This window comes from Acinetobacter sp. UBA6526 (genome assembly GCF_002434875.1).
Classification (GTDB): domain Bacteria; phylum Pseudomonadota; class Gammaproteobacteria; order Pseudomonadales; family Moraxellaceae; genus Acinetobacter; species Acinetobacter venetianus.
This window is the reverse complement of the sequence record NZ_DJLC01000186.1, coordinates 1-6,379: the sequence shown is the minus strand read 5'-3', so window position 1 is coordinate 6,379 and position 6,379 is coordinate 1. Positions and strand designations below refer to the sequence as shown.

7 protein-coding genes are annotated in these 6,379 nt (G+C 42.1%); all 7 read right to left on the bottom strand.

Annotation, left to right across the window (positions count from 1 at the left end; translation table 11 throughout):
- On the bottom strand, positions 1–1,487 hold a 1,487-nt coding region (gene glmS / locus B4237_RS12695), incomplete at its 3' end, for a glutamine--fructose-6-phosphate transaminase (isomerizing) (protein WP_286943418.1).
- Between the two features lie 12 nt (positions 1,488–1,499).
- Positions 1,500–2,864, bottom strand: a complete 1,365-nt coding sequence (gene glmU, locus B4237_RS12690; RefSeq protein ID WP_286943417.1) for a bifunctional UDP-N-acetylglucosamine diphosphorylase/glucosamine-1-phosphate N-acetyltransferase GlmU — start codon at positions 2,862–2,864, stop codon at positions 1,500–1,502.
- A gap of 22 nt (positions 2,865–2,886) precedes the next feature.
- The gene (locus tag B4237_RS12685; RefSeq protein ID WP_286943415.1) at positions 2,887–3,408 is read right to left on the bottom strand and encodes a phosphatidylglycerophosphatase A family protein; all 522 of its coding nucleotides are present in this window, start codon (positions 3,406–3,408) and stop codon (positions 2,887–2,889) included.
- Positions 3,386–4,303 carry a thiamine-phosphate kinase gene (thiL, locus tag B4237_RS12680; RefSeq protein ID WP_286943413.1) on the bottom strand — a complete coding sequence of 306 codons (918 nt, stop codon included), beginning with the start codon at positions 4,301–4,303 and terminating at the stop codon, positions 3,386–3,388. The genes B4237_RS12685 and thiL overlap by 23 nt, the downstream gene beginning before the upstream one ends.
- A 15-nt stretch (positions 4,304–4,318) precedes the next feature.
- Positions 4,319–4,768: a transcription antitermination factor NusB gene (gene nusB / locus B4237_RS12675; protein ID WP_004878158.1), complete on the bottom strand. Its 450-nt coding sequence runs from the start codon at positions 4,766–4,768 to the stop codon at positions 4,319–4,321.
- Positions 4,769–4,771: 3 nt separating this feature from the next.
- Complete coding sequence (gene ribE / locus B4237_RS12670; RefSeq protein WP_004878155.1) at positions 4,772–5,242, bottom strand: 6,7-dimethyl-8-ribityllumazine synthase; 471 nt, start codon at positions 5,240–5,242, stop codon at positions 4,772–4,774.
- Between the two features lie 11 nt (positions 5,243–5,253).
- On the bottom strand, positions 5,254–6,324 hold the full coding sequence (gene ribBA, locus B4237_RS12665) for a bifunctional 3,4-dihydroxy-2-butanone-4-phosphate synthase/GTP cyclohydrolase II (RefSeq protein ID WP_286943420.1): 1,071 nt from the start codon (positions 6,322–6,324) through the stop codon (positions 5,254–5,256).
- Positions 6,325–6,379 lie beyond the last annotated feature (55 nt).

Sequence of the window (6,379 nt, the reverse complement as noted above, 5' to 3'; positions counted from 1 at the left end):
ATATATGAAATTTCTTTCAGTTTCAAAGCACCTTCCAATGCGATAGGGAAGTGTGTGCCACGGCCTAAGAATAAGCAGTGATTCTTTTCTACAAACAGTGCAGATAAACGAAGAATCGCTGTGTTGTGCTGTAGCGTATCTAAAATTACTTTCGGGCAGTGCCATAACGCTTCAGTAATTTCAGTGAGCTGAGCTGCTGCGAGACGCTGCTTAACTTGACCGATTTTTAGAATCAATAACATCAAAGCAGCCAGTTGAGTTGTGAATGCTTTGGTTGAGGCAACACCAATTTCAGGGCCAGCAAGTGTCAGCAAATGATGATCTGTTTCACGTACCATTGATGACGTTGCAACATTACAAATCGTCATGGTGCTGATATTGATGTTATTCGCTTTGGCACGCTTTTGAGTTTCACGTAACGCTGCCAATGTATCCGCTGTTTCTCCAGACTGAGAAATACAGATATAAAGTGTATTTTCAACAATAACAGGCGTGCGGTAACGGAATTCGCTGGCAATTTCAACTTGGCAAGGAACACCAATTAGCTGTTCAAACCAGTATTTCGCAATCATACCTGCATGGTAGCTGGTACCGCAGGCAATGATTTGTACTTGCTGAATTTTTTCAAAATCCGCATTGGCATGTTGAAGAAAATCTTCACGCAAATTATTGCCATTCAATGCTTGTGAAATCGTTTGTTGAATCGCTTCAGGTTGCTCATAAATTTCTTTGAGCATGAAGTGTTTATATTCGCCTTTCGATGCATTACTTACAGTCGCATCAAGCTCTTTCACTGGGCGATCAACACGTTCACCATTCACAAAAACTTCAATGCTGGTACGTGTTAAACGTGCAATATCACCTTCTTCTAAATAAACGAAGCGATTGGTCACAGGTAACAAAGCAAGTTGATCTGAACTAATAAAGTTCTCACCAATACCAACACCAATCACAAGCGGAGAACCTTCGCGAACGGTGATGAGTTCATCAGCATGTTCAGTATGAATAATACCTAAAGCATAAGCACCTTTAAGACGTGGTGTTACCTTTTGAACAGCTTCTAATAAGCTATCTGTTTGCTTTAAGGCATCGTTGACAAGATGGGCAACAACTTCTGTGTCAGTTTGAGAGGTAAAGATATAGCCAAGTGCTTGTAGTTCATCTTTGAGTTCTTGGTAATTCTCAATAATACCGTTGTGAACAACTGCAACATTGCCTGAAACATGCGGATGTGCATTATTTTCAGTTGGCTTACCATGAGTTGCCCAACGTGTGTGTGCAATACCGATATTACCCGTCAAATGCTGTTCTGAAACGGCTTCGGCTAAGTTTGCAACTTTACCAACACGACGTTCACGTAAAATTTGTTCTTTATTTAAAAGTGCTAAACCCGCAGAGTCATAACCACGATATTCAAGGCGCTTTAAACCTTCGATCAAGATCTCAGTTACACAACGTTCAGCAACGCCTCCAACAATACCACACATAATTATATCCTCTTATTTTTTCAGCTTTTGGGGACGTTGATAATTTGCTTTTTCAAATTGTTTAGCGCGTTCCACAGCTAAACTATGATCAGCGACGTCTCTCGTTAGGGTTGAACCAGCACCAGTGGTCGCACCCTGACCAATTTTGATCGGTGCAACCAAGGAATTATTTGTGCCAATGAAGACATTGTCTTCAATCACAGTACGGTGTTTGTTTGCACCATCATAATTACAAGTAATCGTGCCTGCGCCAATATTACAATCCGCACCGATATCAGCATCACCTAAATAGGTAAAATGATTGGCTTTGGACCCTTGACCAATGTTTGAATTTTTCACTTCAACAAAGTTGCCAATATGTACATCATTACTCAAGTTTGCACCTGGACGTAAACGTGCAAAAGGTCCAATTTGGGTATTTTCGCCCACGATAGCATTTTCAAAAACGCTGTAGGCTTGAACTTTTGTTCCAGCGGCAATGCGTGTGTTTTTCAAGATACAGCCAGCGCCAAGTTGAACGTTATCGCCAAGCTCGCAATCACCTTCAATAATGACATTGATATCAATCTGCACGTCTTGACCACATTTGAGATGACCACGTAGATCAAAACGACTTGGATCAATCAGGTGTACGCCTTGTTGCATCAATTCTTTGGCTTGTTGTTGCTGAAATTCACGTTCCAATGCCGCTAATTGCAAACGGTCATTTACGCCTTCCACTTCAAACTCAATTTCAGGCTGGATCGATGCAATTTCTAAACCATCGGCAACGGCCATTGCAACAATATCAGTCAGGTAGTATTCACCTTGCACATTATTGTTAGACAGTTTTGGTAACCATTGATGTAGCTTTGCATTACTTACGCAATAAATGCCTGTATTGATTTCTTGGATTTGTCGTTGTTCTTCATTGGCATCTTTATGCTCAACAATCGCTTGGATTTTTCCAGCTTGGCGTACGATACGACCATAACCTGTTGGGTTTTCAACATTTAAGGTAATCATCCCAATGCCTGATTGGCTTGATGCTTCAAGTAGTTGTTCAAGCGTACTTTGGCGAACCAGAGGAACATCACCATATAAGATAAGTGAAATACCATCCTGAGGTAAGACAGGTAAAGTCATTTGGACGGCATGACCTGTTCCCAACTGCTCCGCTTGCTCCACCCACTCGATTTGTTCAGCGGCAAAGCGATTTTTAACCAGTTCTCCACCATGCCCATAAATGGTAATAATATTCTGAGCTTGTAGTTTTTTTGCTGTTTCAATCACATGACCTAAAAGTGGACGACCAGCAAGCGGTTGTAACACTTTTGGTAGTTGTGAACGCATTCGCGTTCCTTTCCCTGCAGCAAGAATAATGACTGTTGTTGACATAATTAACCCTAATATTAATGTGTTAGGTCAAAAAATAAAAATGGATTATAAAAATACAGAGTGCGGCCCCAAGTCCAGCAATAATGTCATCGAGCATAATGCCAAAGCCACCTGACACTTTTTGATCAGCCCAACTAATAGGGAATGGCTTCCAGACATCAAATATACGAAATAAGATAAATCCCACAATGACCCACAACCAATTCATTTGTTGTAGATAAAGCAAAGGCAATAGAGTAATAGATTGACCTGCAAACTCATCCCAAACGATACGTCCATCATCATGAACGTGGATGACTTTTGCCGTATGTCCACAAATATAAATACCGACCAGTGACATGAGGACAATTGCAACGATACTGCCTAGCAATCCAAGTTGTAACCAGAATGGAACAAACAGCAGCGCAAAGGCAGAACCAAACGTTCCGGGCGCTTTCGGGCTGAGTCCTGAACCAAAGCCGACACCACAAAAAACGATAAAGCGGTCGTACCAACTCATTTGGTTGAAGTGGATGGGAGGTTTATGCAAAGTGTTGGTATCCATGAACATGTAATGGGTAAATATCGCCCATATACTCAAATAACAATCCAGATTGTTGGGTAATTTCGCCGATTATTGTAAGCGGAACATCGAGTTGCTGTTGCTGTAGTTTCTCATAGTTTTGCGGTGATATTGTAAAGCATAATTCGTAATCATCGCCACCTGCGAGTGCATATTGCCAAGCATGTCGTGGTTCAATTTGTTTTAGTGATGGATCTAACGGAAGCTGTTCAAGTTGTAATTTTGCCCCAACCTTGGAGGCTTTGAGAATATGACCTAAGTCTTGTGCGAGTCCATCAGAGACATCGATCATGCTGGATGCCAAGCCTTTTAATTGTTGACCGAGTTGGCAGCGTGGCGTTGGGTAATCTAAGCGATGTTGTAATGGATGCCCTAGATGTTTTAGTCCATATGCCGCATCTCCCACTTGCCCACTCACACAAATATAGTCACCGGTTTGAGCGCCTGATCGAGTCACAGCTTGTCCGTGATCAATCCAACCCAATGCTGTCACGCTAATGGTGAGTTGAGTGCTTTGAGTTGTATCGCCACCAATCAGTGAAACACTGAACTGGTCACAACAGTCAAACAAGCCTCGACTAAATTCAGCCAACCAAGCTTCATCCACATGAGGGAGGCTCAAGGCGAGTAAAATACTGTGAGGTTTTGCTCCCATTGCAGCAATATCAGATAAATTGACTGCGACGCTTTTCCAGCCAATTGCATGCGCTGAAGTGTCTAATGGGAAATGACGACCAGCAACCAATGTATCTGTGCAGATCACCAGTTGTTGTGACGAAGGAGGGGTAACAATAGCTGAGTCATCGCCAATGCCTAAACTTACATCTACGGTAGACGTTCGTTTAAAATAACGGTCAATAATCGAAAACTCAGCCATACAACATCAAGCCTATTATTTTGCTTGTTGTTTTTCAGCTTCACGAAGCTTTGATGATAAACGGTCTAATACACCATTGATGTATTTATGACTATCTGCACCACCAAAGTGTTTTGCTAATTCAATTGCTTCATCCAGTACCACGCGATATGGAATTTCGAGATGATCTCGTAATTCATAAGCACCTAGGCGTAAAGCTGCAAGCTCTACACCATCAAGTGCAGTCAGTTCACGGTCAAGTACAGGAATAAGGAGCTCATCTAAAGCTTCATGTTGAGCAACCACTTGAGTGAGCAATTCATGGTAATAATTTAAGTCAACTTTGTGCATTGCATTTTCAACACGCGTACGTGCTTCAATCTCATGTACAGGATTTTGACTCATTTGCCATTCATAAATCCCTTGTACAGCAAAACGACGTGCTTTGCGTTTCGCTGCATAAGCGGCCTGAAGTGTTTGCGACATGCTTTAAATTGCCTTTAATAAGTTAACCATTTCGATTGCAGTAAGTGCAGCTTCGCTACCTTTATTTCCTGCTTTCGTACCAGAACGTTCAATAGCTTGTTCAATGCTATCCGTTGTTAAGACACCATTGATCACTGGCATTGTGCTTTCAAGTGCAACAACACCTAAACCTTTTGCACATTCACCTGCAACAAAGTCGAAGTGTGGTGTGCTGCCACGAATGACTGCACCGAGTGCAATGATGGCATCAAATTGATTTGAAGCTGCTAATTTTTTCGCAACGATTGGGAGTTCCCACGCACCTGGTGCATGAATAACAGTAATCGCTTCTTCTGAAACGCCGTGACGTTTTAAAGTGTCGATCGCACCTTCAAGTAAATGCTCAACGACGAAACTGTTGAAACGACCCACTAAGATCGCATAACGACCTTCGCTTGCGAGATGTAATAAACCTTCAATTCGGCGAATTGCCATAGCAACCTCGATTATTTTGCTGTGATTTGATCGGCAGTGATGTATTCCACTACCTCTAAATTAAATCCTGATAAGGCATTGAAACGAAGCGGAGAACTTAATAGCTTCATTTTCTCTACACCAAGATCACGTAAAATTTGCGCACCGACACCAATCGTTTGATATTGTTGGGAGAGTGCTGCATTTGATTTTAATGGTTTTGGTTGATTCATGTGATGCAAAGCATGACCTAAGTCTTCCAAATGATCCTGACCAATCCATACCAACACGCCACGATCACTTTCAGCAATCGTTTTCATCGCAAGGTCTAGATTCCAAGCAGGAGAACCATCTGCTTTATTGAGCTTTAATAAGTCACGAACTGGATTGAAGCCATGCACGCGAACAGTCGTGATACCATCTTTTGGCTCACCTTTCACTAAAGCTAAATGAATATCTGGGTTACCGATTTCACGGTATTTATACAGTTCAAAGGTACCATATTGGGTTTGAATACTTTCCTGTGATAAACGTTCAACAGTTTGCTCGTTGGTCATACGGTAATGGATTAGATCTGCGATCGTACCAATTTTAAGACCATGTTTTTCTGCGAAAACTTCTAAATCTGGACGTCGCGCCATTGTGCCGTCTTCATTGATGATTTCACAAATCACAGATGCTGGTTCAAGACCAGCAAGGCGAGTTAAATCACAACCAGCTTCAGTATGACCTGCACGATGCAGTACACCACCAGGTTGCGCCATCAATGGGAAAATATGACCCGGTTGCACAATGTCACTTGGTTTGGCATGTGCCGCAACCGCAGTACGAATTGTATGCGCACGTTCGGCAGCAGAAATACCTGTGCTAATCCCTTCAGCAGCTTCAATCGAAAGGGTGAAGTTTGTTGCATGCTGTGCGCCATTTTGATCAACCATTAATGGAAGATTGAGTTGCTTACAGCGTTCACGGCTCAGTGTGAGACAGACCAAACCACGTGCATGGGTAATCATGAAGTTAATATCTTCAGGACGAACATGCGTCGCAGCGATGACTAAGTCACCTTCATTTTCACGATCTTCATCATCGTCCATGATTACCATTTTACCTAATCTTTGGTCTTCAATAATTTCTTCAATAGTGGATATAAATTCGTTG

Bases quoted from the DNA above. Each gene is read 5' to 3' on its own strand.
- glmU (WP_286943417.1), bottom strand. From the start codon at position 2,864: ATGTCAACAACAGTCATTATTCTTGCTGCAGGGAAAGGAACGCGAATG.
- B4237_RS12685 (WP_286943415.1), bottom strand. From the start codon at position 3,408: ATGGATACCAACACTTTGCATAAACCTCCCATCCACTTCAACCAAATG.
- thiL (WP_286943413.1), bottom strand. From the start codon at position 4,303: ATGGCTGAGTTTTCGATTATTGACCGTTATTTTAAACGAACGTCTACC.
- nusB (WP_004878158.1), bottom strand. From the start codon at position 4,768: ATGTCGCAAACACTTCAGGCCGCTTATGCAGCGAAACGCAAAGCACGT.
- ribE (WP_004878155.1), bottom strand. From the start codon at position 5,242: ATGGCAATTCGCCGAATTGAAGGTTTATTACATCTCGCAAGCGAAGGT.
- ribBA (WP_286943420.1), bottom strand. From the start codon at position 6,324: ATGGTAATCATGGACGATGATGAAGATCGTGAAAATGAAGGTGACTTA.